This window comes from Helicobacter sp. T3_23-1056 (assembly GCF_053654535.1).
The window spans coordinates 51671-73735 of record NZ_JBSIUU010000001.1 but is presented as its reverse complement, the minus strand read 5'-3'; the positions used below and the strand labels follow the sequence as shown (position 1 = coordinate 73735).

Sequence of the window (22065 nt, the reverse complement as noted above, 5' to 3'; positions counted from 1 at the left end):
GGGGGATAAAAATGAGATTTTTTAAACTCACACTTTTAAGCGACATTGTTTTACAAAAAAGTGCAAACACGCAGGGCAAAAATCAAAGTAGAGATTGTATCAGTGGTGCGGTGTTTTTGGGCATCGTAGCAAAGCATTATGATGATTTTGCAAAGCCTTTTGATATTTTTCATAGCGGTGCAGTGCGATTTGGTGAGGCAAAGCCATTTATCAATGGCAAAATCGCATACAAAACCCCACTTTGCTTTTTTCGCCCAAAAGAAGCAATGCAAAAAACTACGCAAAAAAATTCTAGCGAAGTTTATAACGCGCTATTTTGTGATTTAGGCAGTGAAGCGTTGCAAAAAAAGCAGCTAAAACAGATTCGCGTTAGCTACATAAATGCGGATTTGCAAATAGCTAATTTAGCGACAAACTACACACAAAAAGTCAATCTCCACGCAAAGGATAATGACGGAAATAATTCAATGTTTGGCTATGAATCCATCACAAAAGGCGCGGAGTTTGGCTTTTGCGTGAGATTTGATAGTAGCGTAGAAAAAGATACAATCGATAAAATCACACAGATTTTGCAAGGATTGCACTTTATCGGCAAATCTAAAAATGCTGAATACGGCGAGGTAAAAATCGAAGTTATGGAGGATTTTAGCGAGATTCCCGCAGATTCGCATAGCGTTCTAAATACAGATTCACATAGCGATTCAAACGAAGTTTTTCTCTATGTCGCTTCCCCTTTGGCACTTTTTGATAATGATACTGCAATGCCTACTTTTAGCCTAAATGCGCAGAATTTAGGGCTAGAATCCGCACAAATCTTATGGCACAAAACACATTTGCAAACCCAAATCCACACGCCCTACAATCAAAAACGCAAAGCAAAAGATAGCGCAAGGCTAAGCATTTCGCAAGGTAGCGTTATCACGCTTACAAATCTAAGTGAGAGCGATAAAGCAAAGCTAAAAAATGGTAGATTTTTCGCAGGTGGATTTTTAAGCGAGGGTTATGGCGAAATGCTAATAAATCCTAACTTTTTAATGCACGGGCAGGGTGCAAAATCATTTGCGTTGCAAGATGGCAAAATCGATTTTGTTAGTGATTTTGCTACGCAAGATTTTATCGCACAAGATTTGCAAAAAGATAGCGATTTAATCGCGTATTTAAGCGATTTGCGCGACTTGCAAACACACGAAGTTGAGAACGCAAACGCCGTAGATAATTTTATTGCAGATAACAAAGATAAATTTATTAAGGTTACAAACGCACAATGGGGAAGCATTCGAGCATTTACGCAAATGGTAGATGAGGATAAATTAGCAGAACATATCAAAGAATACATAAATGAAGAGCGATTAAAAGAAAAATGGAGCGATGGGCGAGAGGTGTTAGAAAATTTTGTAAGTAAGCACGACAAAGATGCCTTTGCTTTGCTTGCTACGCGTATGCCAAAAGCAAACAATAAAGCACAAAATGCAGAATCAACACAAAAATAAAGGGGGTGAAAAATGAGTAAAAAGACAATTTTAGCACATATCATTTTGGAGGCAGATTCTGCGCTTCACTTTGGCAGTGGGGATTTTGATATGCTTTATGATAGCCCTATTCAGCGAGACTTTAATGGATTGCCTATTATTTTGGGCACTAGCATTTGTGGCGTGATTAAAGCAAATGCAAAAGGGATTTTTAATAAAAATGAGTTGGATTCGCTCTTTGGCTGTGCAAAGAAAGATGATAATCAAAATTCACGACTTATCTTTTCAAATGCTTTGCTTTTGGACGAAAAAATGTGCGTGAGTGAAAATCTAATCCCATTTAGCAAACTTACAAAATCCAAATTTTTATCGCATTTTCTTAATCTCCCACAAAGGCAACACAACGCAATAGATTATAATGGTTCTTGCAAGGATGGCGCAAAGTTTGATGAAGAAGTCATTTTTAAAGGCACACGCTTTAAATGCGCTGTTTCTATGGATTGTCAAAGTGAGGGCAGCCAAAACAATAGCGACAAAGAAGCGTTTTTTAAGATTTTAAGCCTTTTTTATTCGCCAAATATCCGCTTTGGAGCAGGTAGCACAAAGGGCTTTGGCAAAATCAAAGCGCACAAAATCACTTATGAGTTTTTGCAAACGCCATTTAGCAAATCCGCTTCGCTAAATGAAACTCTATCCAAAACTTTCACGCCCGATTCTAGTGCGTTATCTACAAAAAATTTCACGCATTACACGCTAAATCTAAGAGCTGAAAGCGTATTTTTGTTTGGTGCTGGATTTGGCGACAAAGAAGCTGATAGTATCGGTGTGAGCGAAAAAATCATCGATTATGACAAGGGCGATTTAAGTGAGCGCAAACTACTAATCCCCGCTAGTAGCATAAAAGGTGCGCTGTCCCAAAGAACGCGCTTTTATATCAACAAAGATTTAGGGAATTTTATAGCCGCAGAATCTAACCAAAATAGCGAACTAAACAACAAAGCCACACAAATCCACGCTACACTTTTTGGCAGTGCAGAATCTAGCGATAAATCCACCAAATCCCAAGCCACAAAGGGCAAAATCCTAATAAGTGATATGTATTTGGATTTTGATGAAAACAAAGATTCGCACCTTTTTGCACACAATAGCATAGATAGATTTACAGGTGGGACGATTGATGGGGCGTTGTTTCAAGAGAGGGCAAACACAAGCCCCGCGTTTAAATTAGATATTTTTGTGGCAAATACGCCAAATCATAGCGCGGATTTTCAAGTTTCAAATCAAAAGGATTTTTTTGACAAAGCGATACAATCATTTGAATGCGCCCTAAAAGACATTTGCACTAGCCTTTTGCCACTTGGTGCGGCAAGTAGCAAAGGACACGGATTTTTTAGCGGAGACTTAGAAAAAAATGGCGTGTGTTTAAACGCACAAAATGGAGAAAAAATATGAAAAATTTTGATGAACTAAAAGCGCAATTTAGCGCGTTGCAAAGTGAAAACAACAAATTTGAGGGCTATATTTTAATGAGCGACAAAGAGATTAAAGAGTGTTTGATAGATTCGCCCCAAATCTTGCCTAGCTTTGATTTGCTTCACAATGAGCGAAATTTTATCGTAGAAGCTGGGCTATTTTGCGCGGGGACAAATGAGTGCATTTGCATTCGCCACATAAACAACGGCTTTTTATTTAAGCGATTTTGCCTAAATGACTATCCGCACATAGATTTTGAAAATTTCATAGCCATAAATGGCAAGGCAGCAAGAATTGCGCAGATTTGGGAGGAAGTGTGCGATGAAGTGTGTGAAAATCTGCCTGTTTTGACACACAAATTTAGCGTATTTGCGGGATTTGAGAAAAATATAGATTCTACAAAAGGGGGCGAAAATGGGTAGAAATTATGGAAATTACGGCAATCAAAGCAAACAAAACGCAAAGCCAAAAGGGCGCAAAAATCCACCGCCTTATGATTTTATCCCGCCCAATGATAAAGTTTTTTATCCCCAAGATTTTGGCGAAGTCGCAGATGATAAAATCAGCTTTGAAAAGCCATTTAGCGATTCTCAAAGCGGGATTTTAGAGGTTGCAATCATCGCAAAAAGCGATATTTTCACAGGTGGATTTGAGGGCAAAAATGCCGACAACAAAACCCCAAAAGCGTTTTTTAAAATCGGCGATAAATACGCCCTAAGCGGTTCTAGCGTGCGTGGCGTGATTCGCACTATTTCACAAGTGCTTAGCTTTGGCAAATTTCAAACAGAAACGCCAGAAAAATATATAGATAAAAATGGCAAAGTTACAAAGCATACTAGACATAATTTTGACAAAGGCAAAGAAACTAGATTAGATATGACAGAACGAATCTTTGGACATATTATCGCAAATAAGGACAAGCATTTCGCGCTAAAATCGCGCATTAGTTTTTCGCATTTTATCACTACAAATCCACGCAAAGCACTTTATGGTAATCCTATCTACAAAATATTAGACCCTGTAAAAGAAGCAAGGAAAGAGAATAAACCTTTGCCTGAATTTTGCAAGGAAAATGGTTTTAAATTTTACACGCCCTTGAAAAATATTAGCAAGGAAAATGTAAAAAACAAAGATGAACATAGCTCTATTATCTCCCCACTAGGCGCAGGCACGGAGTTTGTCGGCAAATTGCGCTATTTTAATCTAACCAAAGCAGAACTAGGCTTAGTCTTGCTCTGCTTGAGTGCGCTTGATAGCGACAAAGGCAAATATTACAAATTTGGCGGGGCGAAATTCTACGGCTACGGCGATACGCAAATCAAACTAAATGGTATTAGCGAATCTTTACAGCGCGAGTGCATAGAGGCATATAAAAATCTTTTGGCAAAAACGGATTTTGAGTTAGATTCGCGCATAAATGATTTACGCAAAGTAAGCAAAAAGCAAGATTTTTTACAAAGCAATAATTCGCAAAATCCACACCCCACACCACGCGAATCCAACCCAAATCACGCTAATCAAAATGCGCACCATAAAAATTTCACACGCGATTCGCACCATTCACACGCACAAAATGACGATGAAGACAGCACCGCAAAAACCATTAAAGACAAAAATGACAAAGGTTTTGGCTTGATTAGCAATGCCTTTTTACACATTAAAAAGAAATAATATTTTTAGCATATTTTTATCTTTCATTGCAAGCAAAGATTTTATATTACAAGCAAAGTTTTTGTATCCGTCATTGCGAGTATTGCGAGCAAATGCGATTTTGTAAAAAGTAACATTTTGCGCGGCAATCTAAAACCCCCTCCCTTTGCGGAGGGGGCTAGGGGATGGGTGTCTTTAGATTCCATCGCCGACATTGCGGACAAGGATTTTGCTTCCGTCATTGCGAGCAAAACACAAGACTTGCGTGGCACAACTCCACTGCTTAAGCAAATCGTCATTGCGAGCAAGTTGCAAGACTTGCGTGGCAATCTACACTTTACAAATTCAAAAAAACATATTTTGTGATTTTGGTGATATAGATTGCCACGCAAAAATTCGCTTACGCTCTTTTTGCTTGCAATGACGATGGATTTTTTATCGGATTGCCACGAATCTAGGCTTTTTGACAAAGTTGCAGATTCTTGGCAATGACGGAAGTGGTGGAATTATAGATTGCCACGCGTTGCGTTGCAACGCTCGCAATGACGGAAAAAGTTGCCATCATTGCGAGTAAAAAGAGTGTTCGCAAAAGATTTTGCGCGAGAATCTGTGTAATCTGTGATAATTTGTGGCAATCTGCGAGAATCTGTGGAAAATCTTTGTTGGAATGTATATTTTGTGCTATGTTTTTATTGCCTTGCTTGCCTCTAGCCTGTAATAAAGCCTGTGATAATGACTTATCGTAAGACTTAGGGATAAGATTTAAGTATCTAAAAAGATTTTGGGATTTGCTACATTGCAATAGAATTGCAATAGAAAAGAGGCAAAGCAATAGATAACTAGCAAAAGCAAGTTTGCATATTTGCTTAAAATTTTTGCCTAAAAACTACATTAAAAATTCTTTCTAAATCCCCATTCGCGAGCCATTTCTAAAATCTTGCTTTTTTGGATTTCTAGGGATAGCATTGCTTCTTTGTCGCGCAAATTATCGATTATTTCGCCATTTGGCATAGCGATAAAACTATCGCCATAAAATATCCATTCATTGTCATTTGCCACAGCTTTGCCCACGCGATTTGCCCGAATGACTACACAGCCATTTAGAAAAGCCCGCACTTTGCATAGCTCGCGCCACCTAGCGATAGAATCAAAAGTATTTGCGCAAGGTAGTAGCACCATATCTACGCCGCTTTTTTTCATACTTAGCCACATTTCATCAAAATGCACTTCAAAGCCAAACAGCACGGCGATATTAAACCCCTTGTATTCAAAAATAAAGGGCTTTTTTAGCATTTTGGTGTTGTGGTTGCGAAAAAATTTCGCTTCATTCCAATGCCTATAATCAATAAGCCGTTGTTGGCGATATATGGGGTATATTTTTAAGCAAGCATCGATATTTATGGTTGCATTAGATTCTAGCGTGTTTGATTCTGCTATGTTTATGCTAGTTGGTGCTTTTATGCCTAGTTTTTCTTGCAGGGAATTGTGAAAAATTTTTGCATTTTGCGGGCTAATGTAGATAATCTCTTTGTAAAATTTGCGATTTACGCACCGCACGATAGGGGCTACAAAGTGGATATTATATCGCATAGAGAGGGCAGAGAGGAATCGCACTTGGGCGTTTGTCTGGGCGATGACTTGCTTTATTTTCATCGATTTTAGTTCCAAAAAAAACGGATTTAGCGTGTATTCGGGCAAAAGCACGAGCGTGTCTTTTTCTAGTTTGTAGCAAAATAGCGCAAATCGTGCGTCATTTAGCCCTAGCGTATCTTGCTGGAAAATCGTTACTTTCATAAAACTCCTTTTGTGCTAAAATCTTTGTGTCTTGCTAGCGTTGCAAAGTCTTGCGTGATTAGATTTTGTCTAGCTTTGTTCTTGCTTAGATTCTAGGGCGTTTTTTATCTCTTCATATTGCATTTGTGCTTTTTCTAGCATTTCTTGGGCTTGTTTTATTTCTTGCATTCCTATTTTGTATAGCTCTAGGCTTTGTTTTAGGCTCAAATCCTCCGCATTTAGCTTGTTTAAAATCTCTTTTGTTTTTTGGATTTTGTCCTCAAAATGCTCCATTTATACTCCTTTTTTCTAAGCTAGTTTTAGCTTGGTTATGATTTTGTGAGATACAATGCCTATGGGTTACGAAAAGTGGTGTGTAAAATTTGTATTTTTAAGCCAAAATAAAGCAAGAATGATACGATAATCAAACTTAGAAAATCGTTAAGCAACGATAAAATATCCATTTTTATCGCTAGATTTTAGCGTTAGGTTTTGATTTTTTAAAATCTAGGGCGGATTTTAGATTTTGATATGGTGCGGGTTTATGCTAATGATTTGCGTGGAAGTGAGTGAATCATAAAAAAAATCGCGCGAGCGCGTAAAAAGTGGGGATAAAATCCCAAACACAAATGCCACTCCCAAAGCCCATAACACCACGCGCACAAATGCAATAAAAAAGCGCGTAATAAAATTTGGAGTAGGATTTGACTTAGTAGAATCTAACAAATTTTTAGAATCTAGATTTTTAGATTTTGTAGATTTTTGATTATTTGTTGGCAAGTAGATTAGTTTTAGATTGGCGTATTTTAGTCCGGGGGTTTGCCCGCAAATAGCGATAAATATCGCATAAATCATCGCATAAATCATAAAACACACAAAAATGCTAAACTGACTAGCGCGAAACGCCTCCGCACTGCCTAGCACAGCATAAGTGGCAATGTATAAAATCGGCGTATAAAGCATAAACATATCCGTGATAAATGCTTTTAGCCTGCGCGTAATAAAAAGATTTTTGGCAAGCAAAGAGAGAAAATCTAGCTTTGATTTTATCAAAGCAGGGCTAGGATTTTGGCTACTATCTTTGCTACTATCTTTACTAGAATCCATATTTGATTTTGTGGTTAAATTTTGATTAGAGGTTTGATTTGGTGTGGAGATAAGCCTAGATAGCGGGCTTGAAGCGCGATTTTTAGCAAGCTTTTTTTGCGTGGCTTGCGTGGATTTGGAGGTTTTATGGGCTGGCATATAGATTTTTGTGTTAGATTTTGTATGTGGATTTTGCTAGTTGCCACGCGAACCCGGTTTGATTGCCTTGCCTAGATTTTGCGCACACATTGGGCAAGATTTTGGCTCATACATATCAAACACAAAATCCTCTAGCGCAAAAAGCGGGATATTATCTGGCAAGCGACACTCTGGCTTTTTGTGCAAGCTAGAGCCCACACGGACGCAATATCCGCGATTTGCTAGCCCTGCATACGCTAGGATTTTACCGCCTAGAAATTCTATGCACCTAGCAGATTCTAGCGCAGAACCCCCTGTGGTAATAATATCTTCACAAATAATAAATCTCTCTCCCTTTGCCACTTCAAACCCCCTGCGGAGCTGCATCTCCCCATCTACACGCTCGGTAAAAATAAACCGCACACCAAGCGCACGCGCTAGCTCATATCCTGCTAAAATCCCACCCAACGCAGGAGAGCAGACACTATCGACTATGATATTTGCTTCTTTGATTTGCGTGGCTAGGGCGTTTGCCAAAATCTGTGCGTTTTGTGGATTTTCTAGCACACGGGCGGATTGGAGGTAGTGCGTGGAGTGGTTGCCACTGCTAAGCAAAAAATGCCCTTGCAATAATGCTTTTGCGTCTTTGTAGATTTGTGGGATATTTAGCGACATAGATTTATCCTTAGTTTTTTTTGTTTTTTTCCGTTTCGCGCTTTATTTATCGCTGATTTGGGCGTGATTTATGTTTGAGTAGTCAAAAAAGTGGCGTAAGATTTTATACTTTCATTACCTCTTCTTCTTTGTGAGATACCATTTCATCGATTTTTTTTGTCATTTCATCGGTGATTTTTTGGATACTATCTTGCGCTTTTTTGCTTTCATCTTCGGTGATTTGCTTGTCTTTTTCTAGTTTTTTTATGTGGTTGTTGCTATCTTGGCGGATATTTCGCACTGCGACTTTTGCTTTTTCGCCCATAGCTTTTGCCTCTTTGGCGATGGCTTTTCTCTGCTCTTGCGTCATCGGCGGGAAAAATAGCTTCACACTATCGCTATCACTATTTGGATTTACACCGATATTTGCCTCTTGGATAGCTTTTTCTATGTCTTTTAGCAGTGTTTTTTCCCACGGGGTTATTACGATTGTGGTGGCGTCTTGGGCGATGACAGAGCCTACTTGATTTAGCGGGGTTGGCGTGTCATAATAATCTATGCGAATATTATCCAAAATATTTACAGATACCCTACCGCTACGAAGCGTGGCAAAATCTCGTCGCAAAGATTCTAGCGATTTTTCCATATATTCGCGTGTGTGGGCTAAAATCTCCTGTGTCATTACTTGCCTCCTTGCGCGTTATTTTGTGGAGAATTATTTGTGGAATTATTTGAGGGATTATTTGTAGATTTATTTGGAGTGCTAGATTCTAGTGGTGCGTTTAGAGATGGGCTAAGAGGCGAGTTTAGCGGGGAATTTAGAGGTGCATTAAGTGGAGCATTTAGAGGTGTGGTGGTTTTGGCAGTGGATTCTTTTTCTTTGTCAAAGACGGATTTTTCTTGCTGGGCGTTAAACTGATAGCCCAAAAATATCGTATTTGCTAGAAATAACAACCCCAAAAACATTGTAAATTTTGCCAAAAATCCCGCAGGACCTTTTGCGCCAAATAATGATTCATTGCTCCCGCTATATACGCCAAGTCCGAGATTTGAGGATTTTTGAAGTAGGACTACGCCCACAATCACGATAGATAAAATAATCTCAATAACAACAAAAACCGTGCTCATAGCACACTCCTTTTTTTAGATTTTGGATTTTGATTAGATTTGTAAAATCTTACGCAAGCAAACAAAGTGGCAATTTTAACATAAATTTATATGATTTTGTTTAAGAAAACTTCGTAGCTAATAAGTCAAGGTAGCGACATAATGAAAATGGATTTTATGTCGCGCAAAATCATAAAAAATACATAAAAATACAATGTAGTTTTTATAAAATCTACCCAACGCAAAACCCACACAAACGCAAAATCCACACAAAATCTATCCCAAAACCTCTCCATATAGGCTTCCGCCCTCATTTTTGCAGACACGCACGCGCACAAAATCCCCGATATTTAGCTTCGCACCTTGCAAATGCAAAAGCCGATTATTATCGCTTCTACCCTCGCTAAATACCTGCTTTTCATCGGCATAAGTGTTTTCGACTAGCACTTCATAGATTTTGCCTACTTCATTTTGGGCGATTTCGTGCAAAATCTCTCTATGGCGATTTTGCAACCTGCTTAAACGATTTTGCGCCACCTCTTTTGGCACGGCATCTTTTGCCCCCCACGAATGCGCTAGCGTATGCGGGCGAGGCGAGTAGATAAAGCTATACATCGTATCAAATCGCACTTGTTCTAGCACCTCTAGTGTGCTAGCGAAATCCTCCTCACTCTCACTTGGAAATCCCACGATAATATCCGTGCTAATGGTTAGCTCTGGCAAAAGGGCGCGCATTTTTAGGGTGCGTTTTAGATACCATTCTTTTGTGTAGCCTCGCCGCATTTTTTTTAGCACCGCGCTAGAGCCACTTTGCAGGGGGATATGGATAGATTTGCAGATTTTTTTGTTGTTTGCAAACTCATCTATAAACTCATCATCAAAATGCAACGGGTGAGGCGAAGTAAATCTAATACGCTCTATCCCATCTACCTCGCTAAGCAGTCGCAAAAGTTTGGGGAAATTTATATCTTTGTATGCGGATTTTAGCTCGCTAGAAAATCTAACGCCATAATTATTGACATTTTGCCCCAGTAATAAAATCTCTTTTACGCCATTTTGGGCTAGCTTTTGTGCCTCTTTTAGCAGCAAATCTGGCGGGATAGAAATCTCTTTACCCCGCGTGTGTGGGACTATGCAATATGCGCAGGATTTATCACAGCCGATAGAAATATTTAGCAAGGCTTTTATGCGACTTTTTCTCACACTCTCAAACGCATACAAACTATCATCATAATCAAGCGCGACTTCTACGGCTTTGTCTTGGTGGATAACCTGCGTGATTTTAGAGATATTTCGCGCCCCTAGCACAAAATTCACACTCGGGGCTTTTTTGATGATTTGCTCCCCTAAATGGCTTGCCGTGCAACCACAGATTCCTATTTTGGCGTTTTTTTTCTTTATTTGGGTGTATTGCCCGATTTCAGAAAAAAGCCTGCGTTCTGGCTTTTCGCGCACAGAGCAGGTATTTATCAAAATCAAATCCGCTTCTTTTGGCTCATTTGTGAGTGTGTAGCCCTCTTTTGATTCTAGCTCGGCTATGATATGCTCGCTATCGCGCTCATTCATCGCACAGCCAAGCGTTTGGATAAAAAGTTTCATTTGTGTTCTTTGGTTGTGTTCTTTGGTGGTTTTGCGATATTTTTGTGCTTCAAAGTAGATTTTGCATTTCTAGCGTGCAAGTAGCAATGCAAACGCGCTAAGGATAAAATCTCACACTATGCGAAACTCATAAATCATATCCGCGCTATCTAGCCCATATCGCACTTCGCCCATATAGACGGATTTTCCTTTGGCTTCTATGAGGGATTTTGCCTTTTTTAAGTCCTTGTCTTTGCAACTTTTATCAAAATACAAAACCCGCATTCCCTCTGTTGATTCTAGCTCTTTTATCAAATCCTCTACGATGATTTTTTGGTTTTTGACTTCGCTTTTTATCTCATTTTTGATTTGTGTTAGGGGTTTGCCCTCTTTTGATTCTAAGTCCATTGCTGCAAGTTTTAGCTCCATTTGTAGCTCCTTTTGTGGTGGAATTTTTGCGCTATTGTAACGAATTTGCCTTAAATTTTTGTTATAATCACAAAATTTCCTAACAGGACTTACTTCACAGACTTATAAATCTTTATAAGATTTGGCTACAACTTCTTAGAATCTTTAAGAAAATCAAAAAGACACATCAAAGGAAGCAAAAATGGAAAAGATTTTAGACATTATCGAGCTTATTGCGCACGAGCGGGGGCTTGAGCCTGCGAGCGTCTCTCAAGTCGTAAAAGACACGATTATAAAAACTGCAAAAAAGCAATTTGGCGAGGAGCTAAACTACATAATCGAAGAGGACGAAAAAGAGCGCGATTTTAAGCTAATCCACGCAGTGGTGGTGTGCGATGATGATGATGAGAGGGCAGATAAAGATTCTCAAAATTTTATCACCATATCAAAAGCTAGACAAAGCGCACCAGATATATCTCTAAATGATGAAATCCACTATGAAATAAGCCTAGAAAATATGAGCAGAAATGCGGTAAATGCGCTTTTTGCGGATTTGGGGTTTAATATCCAAAAAACGATTGATAACCAACTCTACACCACGCTAAAGGCTATGCAGGGCAAAATCGTGCGCGGGCAAGTCATCGCCATAGATGATGCTCAAAATACGCATATCGAGATAAGAGAATCCGCTAGCGAAGTGCGCGCTATTTTGCCTCTAAAAAATCGCATAAAAGGCGAGAAATTTAATGTAAATGACACGGTAAGCGGGATTTTGCGAAGTGTGAAGTTTCAAAAAGACGGCGTTGCGCTAGAGATTTCGCGCACCACGCCCAAGATGCTAGAAGCATTGCTAGAAAACGAAGTCCCAGAAATCAAAGATGGCGAAGTGCTAATCCACAAAAGTGCTAGAATCCCGGGCGATAGGGCGAAAGTAGCCCTTTTTACCACAAACCCTAGAATCGACCCCATAGGTGCGACTGTCGGCACAAAAGGCGTGCGTATAAACGCTGTAAGCAGGGAGCTAAATGGCGAAAATATCGACTGCATAGAGTATAGCGAAGTGCCTGAAATGTTTATCGCTAGGGCGTTGTCGCCTGCGCAGATTTTGGGCGTGAAAATATCGCCAAGCGAGGCAAAGCAAGAACCTAGCGATGAAGCCCCTACGCAAGAAAATAAAGAAAAACGCCCAAAAGCAAAAGTCCTAATCGCCACAGACCAAAAAAGCAAAGCTATCGGCAAAAGCGGGATAAATATCCGCCTAGCGTGTATGCTAACAGGCTATGACATAGAGCTAGAAGAAATCACCAAAGAAGCCTCACAAAACGCCCCGCAAGAATCGACACAAACACAAGACGCAGAATCTAACGAGGCAAAATCTACACAATCTACCCCCAAAGCACAATCCACCCCCGAAAATAACGAATCCCAAAATACGCAAAATACGCAAAATGAGCAAAATCCAAACGAAGAAGAGCCTCAAAAAGTCGGCAAAGACGCGATAGAATCGCTATTTAAAAAATAGAGTAGATAGATTTTGTGATTTAGGCGTATCGCAAAGCCAAAAAAATTATAAAAAGGAACAAAAATGCCACAAAATCCGCAAGACACACAAAGCCTCCAAAACCACAATAGAAATATGGAATTATGTATATAATATCAGTCGTAGGATATGCAAATTCGGATAAAGCGCCGAAAGAAACATATAACCTCGCTTACAAATTGGGAAAATCCATAATCGATTCTGGTTATATTCTCGCCAACGGAGGACTTGGCGGAATAATGGAAGCCGTTTCAAAAGGCGCTAGAGATTCCGCTAATTATAAAGAATGTTCTATAATAGGCATCATTCCAAATTATGATAAAAACATAGCAAATGATTATATAGATATAGCTTTGCCGATAGGTTTTGATGTCGGAAGAAATATATCTTTAATTAGCGTATCGGATGCCGTGATAGTAATAGGCGGAGGAGCTGGGACTCTAAATGAAATTTCTCTCGCTTGGCAAATGAATAAACTTATAATAGCTTTGGGAGATTTTGGATGGGGAGGAAAATTAGCTAATACTTCGCTTGACGATAGAAGAGAGGATAAAATATATAAAGCGAATTCGGTTAAAGAAGCGTTAAATATTTTAGAATCAAAAATAGCGTATTACGATAAAAATAAATTTAAAGGAATTTCAAATGTTATGTCTCAAAATGACGCTTTAGAAAAAATTTCTTCGTATTGCGGTATAAATAAAAATTCTTTAAGGTTTTTAGGTAGAGGAAACGAAGGATTTGTATTTACGGATTATAAAAGAGTTTATAAAATTTTCATCAAAAAAATTAAGATAAAATTATTTTTTATCTGTAAATATGTATCCGAAAGATTAAAAGATATGCCTTATATTCCGTATCCTTTTGATGTAATTTATGAAAATGAAGATTTAATTTTACATTATAAATATGACCGTAGCATAGATTTTGTAGATGCCGTGAAAATATATAATTTTACAAAAGAAGATTATCAAGAATTGCTTACTCAATATTATTTTGCTGGAGTAGTTCATACGAATATGCATCCTAAAAATTTATTATGCAATAGCGATGGCAAATTGTTTATATGCGATATAGGTTCTAGTATGATGCCATTTACTGATGAAAATTTTGAGAGCATGTGTAGAAAAATATTCGCCATATATAAATTACAATATCATTTGAATGAAATAGCCGATACTAGAGAATATTTAACTCCTCTAAAAGATAAGGAAAATTTTGAACCGTTAGAGAATTTTTTAAATGTCCGTTCGCTTAAAGAAGAATTCCGTTCTTTTAAGAATAATATTGGAAAATTTGTCGTTCAAAGAAATCTAATAATAGAATTTTATAAAAATCGAAAAGATATTAAAACTATATTTGACTATGGAAGCGGAGCGGGAAAAATATCCGCCAATATACAAAAAATATTGAAAAGAAAAGTTTATGCTTATGATATTGACGACAATATCGTTAAAAAATATAAAGAAAATTATAACAAGATAGAATATTGTAGCAGTAATCATAAGGATATAGAAAAGTTAATAAATGAAAATAAAAAGTTCGATTCCGTTCTTTGTTCTCTTGTGTTATGTCATCCTTTGGCTAAAAATGAAAAAGAAAGATTAAAAATAATAGACGGAATTATGCAAGATTTATGCGGTTTGAGTAAAGAACATATACTGATAGTTATATGCAATCCGTTATTTAATAACTCCGTTTCAAATATACAAAATCGTTTAATAGACGATAAAAAATTTTATTATAGTTCCGCTCGTTCGTTTAATAAACAAATATTTAGTAGCGGTAGAAAAAGAGAGGATATTCATAGACCTTTGGGATTTTATGAAGATTTATTTAAAAGATATAATTTGAAAATAAAAAATATAATTCAAAGCGGAGATTTTAAAGCCAATCATTATAAAATAATAAATTCGGATTTTATGATATTCGATTTGGTAAAAAATAAATAATATTCTATTCTAAGGAGTAGTAAAAATGAAAATTTGTATAGCTGGTTATGGATATGTAGGAAAGGCGTTTTATGAATTTTTTAAAACTTACGAACATTATCAAGTATTCGTATATGACAATTCTAAAGAGATTCAAGAGCGATATGATTTTGTAAAAAGAGATTGCAATATTTTAAATAGCGCGGATTTGGTTGTGGTTTGCGTGCCAACTCCAAGTAAAGACGATGGAAGCGTAGATATTAGTTTTGTAGAAAATGTATTGGCAAATATTAGAAAACAAACTCTCGTGTTAATAAAATCCACTATTCCGCCAAACACTACAAATATTTTATCAAAAAAATATCTTCATTTACGAATTGTGTTTAGTCCAGAATATATCGGCGAATCGACTTATGATTTGCCATATCCTTACGATTTCAATAAAGAAGTTATTAAAACTCCGTATTTTATTTTTGGAGGCGATATAAAAGATACCGCCGAAATTGTCGATATATTTTCTAAAATTGCGGGACCGGTAAAGGAATATATACAAACGACAAGTTTAAATGCCGAAATATGCAAATATATGGAAAATTCTTTTTTCGCTACTAAAATAATATTTTGTAACGAGTTTTATAAAATATGCGAAACTTTTGGAGCGGATTATAATTCCGTTAGAGAACTTTGGCTTAAAGACCCAAGAATTACTAAAACTCATACGGCTATATATAATAAAGACGATAATTTATGTTTTGGCGGTAAATGTTTGCCTAAAGATTTGTCTGGAATTGTTAAGCATTCTACAAAAAACGGATATAAACCCGAATTTTTAGAAGAGGTTTTGCGTTCAAATAAAAGAATTCGAGAAGAAGAAAATACTAATATTTTAATGATACATAGAATTTTATATAATGAGGAACAAAAAATAAATCCTTTATATTTTGATAGAAATATGATTATAACTTATGAAAAGTTAAAAAGTATTATAGAATTTTATTTGGGAAAAGGATTTGAATTTGGAAATATTAAAGAATGTATAGAAAATCCAAATAAATATTTTTGCTTAAGTTTTGACGATGGATTTAAAGAGCATTTATGGGCGGCTAAAGATTTAGTTAAATCTTACAATATCAAAAAACAATCGCTTCTTTTTGCAATAAATGTCGGGGATTCAATTTATCATAAATTCAGCGGAATGGACGCAATTTATTATCTTGTTCAATCTAAAAGATTAGAAGAAGCCTTTAAATTTTTTAATCTTAAAATGCCGAGTAATAATTTATATGCTAATATTCAGATATTTAAAAAACATTATATTAAACAACCTTCGAATATTTTATTAGATTTTTATAATGCATTTTCTATCGATTTATCTTTAGATTTTTTAGACAATAAAGATATACAAGAATTATCCGAAATTGCCACAATCTGTTCGCATGGAATTACTCATAGAGATTTAACTTTCCACAAAGAAGATAGCGATATTGAAATAATGGAATCCAAAAATATTTTAGAAAAAATTATTAACGATAAAATTTCAATATTTGTCTATCCCGAAGGAAAGAGCGATAATGATTTATATAAATTTTGCAAAAACCATGGATATGAATATTGCTTATCAATAAAAGGCGAACTGAATAATCGTTTTCGTATAGGAAGAAAAGATGTTAAAAATTACGGTTATAATTGCAACGAGTAATAACAGAACCGATTTATTATTTAATAGAGCTTTAAAAAGCGTATATAATCAAACATATTCAAAAAATGTTAATGTAATCATAGTAGACGACAATAAAGATAAAACTCAATATAATATCATTAACAACAACTTAAAAGCCATTAGAAAACGGATAAATATTGGGAAAAAATTTCCAACAAAGATTATTAAAAACTATCGAACTAAATTCCATTCTGGCACTGGAGCTTGGAATAGTGCGGCTTTATCCTGCATAGATTTAAAAAATTTAGATAATGTTTATTTTCATTATCTCGCTTTTTTGGACGATGACGATGAATGGGAAAATTCTTATTTGGAAAAATGTATAAATGCTATAAATATAAACGAGAAATATATTATAGGCTTGGTAGCTTGCGGGATTAACTTTATAAATGATAACGGCATAAAAAAATTGTATCCTAACGAACAAACCATTACCAAAGAAAATATATTTATTAAAAATCCTCATATACAAGGAAGCAACTTGTTTATAAATCTATGGGTATTTTTATCCATAGGCTGTTTTGACGAAAGTATGAAAAGCGCTACCGATAGAGATTTAATAATGAGATATGTAGAATTTATAGAATGCAATAAGAATATAAAAACATTATTTATAAAAGAAACTTTGATTAATTATTTTTACGATAATAAAATAAATAGAGTTACCACAAATAAAGACAGCAAATTTCAAGGACTTAATCTATTTTACCGCAAATATTCTCATTTATTCGATAAAAAAATCAAATCAAAATCTTTGGAAAGGGCTAAAACTTTATTTAATTATAAACCAGATAATGATAAAAATAAAATTGAAATTAAAAACAAAATAAATAAAATGCCAAATAATTTGAGCAAAGTTAATCTTATCTTGGGTTTTATATGTTTTGACTATAAAAATCTTGACGATATACTTTTTTCTTTCTCTAAAAATGTTTTAAAAGATTCTTTATACTTAAAAGATTTTTTTATTTGCATAATAACTTCGTCTCAAGCAATAAAGCCTAAAATATTCAATGATATAATAAGTAAATATAATTTCAAAATAAAAGTAAAGTGGCTTAAAAATAAATATTCAATCTCTAAAAATCGAACATATTTGCAAAGATTTATTTATAAAGAGGGAATGAAAAAATATGGAAATAATTTTGTAAGTTGGGTTATCGATGACGATAGCGTATTTTACGGATTATATAAAAATAAACCTTATGATATAAATTATTTGCATTATATTGCTAAATATAACGATAAAAATATTGACGCGTTTGTATGCGGTAATTGCGGAGAACCTCCTTTGCCGTTTTTTTCTATGATAAGAACTCAACTTTTAGATTTATATTTTAAAATAAAAATTGATGGTAAAACAAAAAATATACGCGATTATTTGGATACATATAAGCAAGAATATTATTATGATATTTCTTCAAAGAATTTTGATTTTTTGGAATATCCGTTTTTTAATTTTAATATTACTATAAATAATTTTATAAACAACCTTAAAAGCGGTTATTCTTCCACAAGAAATATAGAAGTAAATATTAACTCAATAGGAGAAATAGGAAACTATACTTTATATAGAGGAGGGAATACCATTATTCATAATCCAGAACTTTTAAAAATTGAAAATTTTACGCCAGACAATGGCAAATATAATCGAAGAAGCGATTTTAATTGGGCTATAGTTAATTCTATTTTAATTAATAGAAAGATTAAAGAACTTAATTTGCCTATTACTCATATAAGAAATTCAAATATGGATTTGAAAAAAGAATACGAGAAAATGGAAGCGGATTTAATAGGATTAGTATTTTATAGATTATTTAAGTATATCTGTAAAGAAATTAAATTTAATAAAAAGCCTTCTTTTTTAATGTGTAGAAAATATTTATCGACTTTATTGGACGATTTGAAAATTAAACTTATTTCAAATACATTTAGAATCAAAACTATAAACGAAGAAATAAAAAATATTTTAAATACTAAAAATTATAAACTCTATTATAAAGAATATTTAGAATTTGAAAATAATTTAAATTTTATTTTAAATTTATTTAAAAAATTTTGCGCGAATAATTTGTATTTGAAAAAATCAATATATAAAATTATCCTCAAATATATAAATACCAATGAGATTTAACATAACAATTTGCAATCAAACAAAAAAACAAGCAAAAATGCAAAATCTATCAAAAAATAGATTCTGCATAAAGTGCTAGATTATCCCAATTATCACAAATCCAAGTTAGTGTAATGCGATTGAGATTGCGCAAAATCTACCCACTGATAAACGCGCTAAGTGTGCCTTGTATCACGATAGCGTTGATAATGTCGATGAAAAAAGCACCTGTCAAAGGCACGATGATAAAAGCGATATGGCTAGCCCCATAGTGCGAAGTAACGGTCTGCATATTTACCATAGCCGTAGGTGTAGCCCCAAGCCCAAATCCACAATGCCCTGCTGCCAAAACCGCCGCATCATAGTCCCTCCCGCAAAATCTAAATGTAACAAATATCGCATACAACGCCATAGCAATCGATTGTATAGACAAAATCACAAGCATAGGCAAGGCTAACGCCACTAGCTCCCAAAGATTTATACTCATCATCGCAAATGCCAAAAATAGTGAGAGGCTGACATTGCCGATGACAGAGACTTCTCTATCAAAAACCTGATGGATTTTTAGCGCGCTTAAAAGATTTCGCAACACTACGCCACAAATGAATTTTTGAAAAATTGCAAACACTTTTCCCGCTTTACTTTAAAATCTATTGCGACATAAAGCAGGCAAATCTTAGCACTTTTTGGGGAATTTGGGCAATAGTTTTGAGCGTAAATCAATGTGCGAATTTATAAAAAGCTAATTAGCAAAAACCTATGAATATCAGCTAGGTTTGGCACTGCAAAAGGTGTGTGAATGATTTTAGTATAGCGGATTTTGACATTCCAATTTGCTTATGTCAAAATCCGCTATTAAAATTTTTAGATATTTTTGGATTCTGTGAAAAAATTTCAACACAAGAGGTCTAAGTAAGACAGAAACCTAAGTAAGGCAAAAATAGTAAATAATTTTGCCTTGTGTGAAAATTCAACAAACACATAAAAACAGCATAAATTAGCAAGCAGATTTTATGCAAAATCCACTTTTTACAAAATCAACAAAATCAACTTTTACAAAAACCCAATTTTTACAAAATCCACCCTATCTAACCCTCCAAAATCACACAAAATCCCAAAATCCAAACCCCCAAAAACCTACCACGCAACAACAAAATCTGCGCTAATCTCTAAAAAACTTTATAAAACCACCAAATTATTGTTTTAGATTTAGCAGGGTATTTAAAATCTGGTCAGAAGTCGTTACGGCTTTTGAGTTGGCTTGAAATCCACGCTGGACAACGATTAGCTGTGTAAGCGAGCGAGACAAATCCACATTACTCATCTCTAGCTTAGAGCCTGCCACGCCACCTCTGCGCCCTGTATTTGCCGCGCCTATCATTGCTTGCCCAGAGTTGCCTGTGGTGGAAAATACATTCCCACCCTCTGCTTGCAAGCCTGCGTTGTTTGCAAATGTGGCTAGGGCGACTTTGGCAAGCGCGATTGTGCGTCCGTTGCTAAATGAACCCAAAAGTGCGCCCACTTGGTCAAACCTCACATCTACCAAATCCCCCGCACCATAGCCATCTTGCTCGATAGCATAGGTCTCAGAGACTTTATCCACGCTTGTCAATCCGCCAAATCCACCTGTCGCGCCAAAACTTAGGCTTAGTCGTTGTGGGGCGATAGAGCCGTTTTTGGGGTCAAATTGGATAATCGGTGGATTCATACCTGCTAGACTTCCGTCTTTGTTAAACCTAAGTCGCCCACCCTCAAAGATATTTGGACGGATAGGCGAAGAGCCATAAAGCACGCCGGGCTCTGGCACGATAGCCCTAAAGCTCCATTCTGCCTGCCCTGTTTTGACAAATTCAAACCTAATTGTATGCTTTGAGCCTATGGAGTCATATAGCTCGATAGTCGTAGCGTGCGTAGCGTGGCTAATCCTAGTCGTAGAAACCGCTGCCCCGCCCTCGATAAGTGCTGCGGTGTTTAGCCCACGCATCGTGTTTTTAAATAGCACATTGGTAGAAATCTGGTCGCTTCCATAAGAGGACACAAAAATCGACATATTGCGATTTGTCTCATCATCTTCATCGTCCTCAACAGCTTTATTTTGCATTTCAAACATACCATATTCATTTACGATGACGGATACAGAAGCGGTGCTATCGGCGTATTCTACATCGGGATACTTTATCATATTGGCATCATATTGGAGCAATCTGCGTAGCTCTTCAGTCGTCCTAAACTGCCCTGTGGTAGAATCTGGCGTTTCAGACTTGGTATAGCGATAACGGAAGGAGGTAATATCTGCATCGCCTTCTACGAGGTTTGCAAACGCCCCCGTGCCACTAACGGTGATAAAGATATTTTTGGTTTTTTCATCGCCGTCCATTTCATTTCGGTTGATGATTTTTAGCATTTTGCCCTCTGGGTAGGCTTCGATACCTGTTTTTTCTGTGATAGCATTTATCGCATTTATCGCAGAAGTAAGCGTAGAGATTCCGCTCATCGCAGAATCGTTTCTAAAAGATACTTTTTTGCCATTTATCGACACGGTGCTTACTTCATTGGTATCTATTAGGCTATTTACAAGCGTGGAGGTTTTGTAGCTTACCCAAATGCCTTGATTTTCTGTGAGCCCAAACGCATCGCCATCTTGGTTAAACAACGCTCCCATATCTTCTTGGGATTGAGTGCGATTGCCCGCAGAATCATACAGCGGATATACGCCATCAGCAGGCGTGCTAGTGGTAGAATCTAGCGCGTAAATATTAGCATTTTGATCGACATGTCTGCCTGCGTTTAGATTTGCACGAAGTTTGATATTTGCCGAAGCGCGAGCGGGCATAACCATATTTGGGTCAATTTGGATATTTCGTATCGGTCCTGTGCTATCGATTTGGAAAAACTCTTGCTCACTCATTTTAGAAGCATTTTTCAAATCGCCCTTTAGCCACCCTTGCACGACATAGCCACCTGTGGTAACTAGATTGCCATCTGCGTCAAAGAGGAAACTTCCATCACGCGTATAATTTAGCGTGATACCCCTATCTGGCGAAATGACAAAAAAGCCCTCGCCCTCAATGGCAATATCTGTTTTGACATCGGTATTTTGCGTGCTACCTTGTGAAAATACCTTTGTTGTCGCATTGATACTCACGCCAAGCCCGACAGAGAAGTCGTTTTGCCCGCCTCGCCCCGTTTTGTATGGCGAAGTGGCGATTAGCTTTGTCTGAGATAGCATATCTACAAACGAAGCCCTAGAGTATTTGAAACCTACCGTATTGACATTTGCTATGTTATTAGATTCTACATCAAGTGCGATTTGATGAGCCTGCATACCGCTTACGCCTGACCACAATGACCGTAACATTTTCGTCCTTTTTGAGAGAAATTTGCTAGCAAGTCAAAAGCAACAAGTATGCCAAAAGTAATCCAAA

General features: G+C 36.4%; 20 protein-coding genes and 1 pseudogene. 10 read left to right on the top strand and 11 right to left on the bottom strand.

The window, feature by feature from the left end:
* Nucleotides 1-11 precede the first annotated feature (11 nt).
* The 5 genes from ACWIUO_RS00350 (at nucleotide 12) to ACWIUO_RS00330 (ending at nucleotide 4958) form a co-directional block, all read left to right on the top strand.
* The gene (locus tag ACWIUO_RS00350; protein WP_454175965.1) at nucleotides 12-1490 is read left to right on the top strand and encodes a hypothetical protein; all 1479 of its coding nucleotides are present in this window, start codon (nucleotides 12-14) and stop codon (nucleotides 1488-1490) included.
* 12 nt (nucleotides 1491-1502) lie between these two features.
* Nucleotides 1503-2921: an RAMP superfamily CRISPR-associated protein gene (locus tag ACWIUO_RS00345; protein ID WP_454175964.1), complete on the top strand. Its 1419-nt coding sequence runs from the start codon at nucleotides 1503-1505 to the stop codon at nucleotides 2919-2921.
* Nucleotides 2918-3364, top strand: coding sequence for a TIGR04423 family type III CRISPR-associated protein (locus ACWIUO_RS00340; protein ID WP_454175963.1), 447 nt, complete (start codon nucleotides 2918-2920; stop codon nucleotides 3362-3364). Before ACWIUO_RS00345 ends, ACWIUO_RS00340 begins: the two co-directional genes overlap by 4 nt.
* On the top strand, nucleotides 3357-4613 hold the full coding sequence (locus tag ACWIUO_RS00335; RefSeq protein ID WP_454175962.1) for an RAMP superfamily CRISPR-associated protein: 1257 nt from the start codon (nucleotides 3357-3359) through the stop codon (nucleotides 4611-4613). The genes ACWIUO_RS00340 and ACWIUO_RS00335 overlap by 8 nt, the downstream gene beginning before the upstream one ends.
* Before the next feature lie 117 nt (nucleotides 4614-4730).
* Complete coding sequence (locus ACWIUO_RS00330; RefSeq protein ID WP_454175961.1) at nucleotides 4731-4958, top strand: hypothetical protein; 228 nt, start codon at nucleotides 4731-4733, stop codon at nucleotides 4956-4958.
* 88 nt (nucleotides 4959-5046) lie between these two features.
* Here the strand turns inward: ACWIUO_RS00330 and ACWIUO_RS00325 are convergent, their stop codons facing one another.
* From ACWIUO_RS00325 to ACWIUO_RS00285, 9 genes are all read right to left on the bottom strand, one after another.
* Entirely contained in the window at nucleotides 5047-5394 is a 348-nt protein-coding gene (locus ACWIUO_RS00325) for a hypothetical protein (RefSeq protein ID WP_454175960.1), read from the bottom strand.
* 89 nt (nucleotides 5395-5483) lie between these two features.
* Nucleotides 5484-6386, bottom strand: coding sequence for a carbon-nitrogen hydrolase family protein (locus ACWIUO_RS00320; protein ID WP_454175959.1), 903 nt, complete (start codon nucleotides 6384-6386; stop codon nucleotides 5484-5486).
* 69 nt (nucleotides 6387-6455) lie between these two features.
* Nucleotides 6456-6659, bottom strand: coding sequence for an exodeoxyribonuclease VII small subunit (xseB, locus tag ACWIUO_RS00315; protein ID WP_454175958.1), 204 nt, complete (start codon nucleotides 6657-6659; stop codon nucleotides 6456-6458).
* Nucleotides 6660-6884: 225 nt separating this feature from the next.
* Complete coding sequence (locus ACWIUO_RS00310; RefSeq protein ID WP_454175957.1) at nucleotides 6885-7610, bottom strand: hypothetical protein; 726 nt, start codon at nucleotides 7608-7610, stop codon at nucleotides 6885-6887.
* 36 nt (nucleotides 7611-7646) lie between these two features.
* Nucleotides 7647-8264, bottom strand: a complete 618-nt coding sequence (gene pyrE / locus ACWIUO_RS00305; protein ID WP_454175956.1) for an orotate phosphoribosyltransferase — start codon at nucleotides 8262-8264, stop codon at nucleotides 7647-7649.
* Nucleotides 8265-8367: 103 nt separating this feature from the next.
* Entirely contained in the window at nucleotides 8368-8925 is a 558-nt protein-coding gene (frr, locus tag ACWIUO_RS00300) for a ribosome recycling factor (protein ID WP_454175955.1), read from the bottom strand.
* On the bottom strand, nucleotides 8925-9371 hold the full coding sequence (gene secG / locus ACWIUO_RS00295) for a preprotein translocase subunit SecG (protein ID WP_454175954.1): 447 nt from the start codon (nucleotides 9369-9371) through the stop codon (nucleotides 8925-8927). The genes frr and secG overlap by 1 nt, the downstream gene beginning before the upstream one ends.
* Before the next feature lie 255 nt (nucleotides 9372-9626).
* Nucleotides 9627-10949 carry a tRNA (N6-isopentenyl adenosine(37)-C2)-methylthiotransferase MiaB gene (miaB, locus tag ACWIUO_RS00290; protein WP_454175953.1) on the bottom strand — a complete coding sequence of 441 codons (1323 nt, stop codon included), beginning with the start codon at nucleotides 10947-10949 and terminating at the stop codon, nucleotides 9627-9629.
* A 111-nt stretch (nucleotides 10950-11060) separates the two neighbouring features.
* Complete coding sequence (locus ACWIUO_RS00285; protein ID WP_454175952.1) at nucleotides 11061-11357, bottom strand: HP0268 family nuclease; 297 nt, start codon at nucleotides 11355-11357, stop codon at nucleotides 11061-11063.
* 181 nt (nucleotides 11358-11538) lie between these two features.
* Here ACWIUO_RS00285 and nusA point away from each other — a divergent pair, with 181 nt between their 5' ends.
* The 4 genes from nusA to ACWIUO_RS00265 all read left to right on the top strand — a co-directional run bounded on the left by nusA (nucleotide 11539) and on the right by ACWIUO_RS00265 (nucleotide 18661).
* Nucleotides 11539-12858, top strand: a complete 1320-nt coding sequence (nusA, locus tag ACWIUO_RS00280) for a transcription termination factor NusA (protein ID WP_454175951.1) — start codon at nucleotides 11539-11541, stop codon at nucleotides 12856-12858.
* Nucleotides 12859-12980: 122 nt separating this feature from the next.
* Entirely contained in the window at nucleotides 12981-14828 is a 1848-nt protein-coding gene (locus ACWIUO_RS00275; RefSeq protein WP_454175950.1) for a TIGR00725 family protein, read from the top strand.
* Between the two features lie 25 nt (nucleotides 14829-14853).
* Nucleotides 14854-16506: a polysaccharide deacetylase family protein gene (locus ACWIUO_RS00270; protein WP_454175949.1), complete on the top strand. Its 1653-nt coding sequence runs from the start codon at nucleotides 14854-14856 to the stop codon at nucleotides 16504-16506.
* Nucleotides 16472-18661: a glycosyltransferase gene (locus ACWIUO_RS00265; RefSeq protein ID WP_454175948.1), complete on the top strand. Its 2190-nt coding sequence runs from the start codon at nucleotides 16472-16474 to the stop codon at nucleotides 18659-18661. The genes ACWIUO_RS00270 and ACWIUO_RS00265 overlap by 35 nt, the downstream gene beginning before the upstream one ends.
* Before the next feature lie 136 nt (nucleotides 18662-18797).
* Here the strand turns inward: ACWIUO_RS00265 and ACWIUO_RS00260 are convergent.
* Nucleotides 18798-19238: pseudogene (locus ACWIUO_RS00260) on the bottom strand (sodium/glutamate symporter); the annotation flags it as partial.
* Between the two features lie 415 nt (nucleotides 19239-19653).
* On the opposite strand from ACWIUO_RS00260, the gene ACWIUO_RS00255 reads away from it, so the two are divergent.
* On the top strand, nucleotides 19654-19806 hold the full coding sequence (locus ACWIUO_RS00255) for a hypothetical protein (protein WP_454175947.1): 153 nt from the start codon (nucleotides 19654-19656) through the stop codon (nucleotides 19804-19806).
* Nucleotides 19807-19835: 29 nt separating this feature from the next.
* On the opposite strand, the gene flgE is transcribed toward ACWIUO_RS00255, so the two are convergent.
* Nucleotides 19836-21998: a flagellar hook protein FlgE gene (gene flgE, locus ACWIUO_RS00250; protein WP_454175946.1), complete on the bottom strand. Its 2163-nt coding sequence runs from the start codon at nucleotides 21996-21998 to the stop codon at nucleotides 19836-19838.
* Nucleotides 21999-22065: the final 67 nt, after the last annotated feature.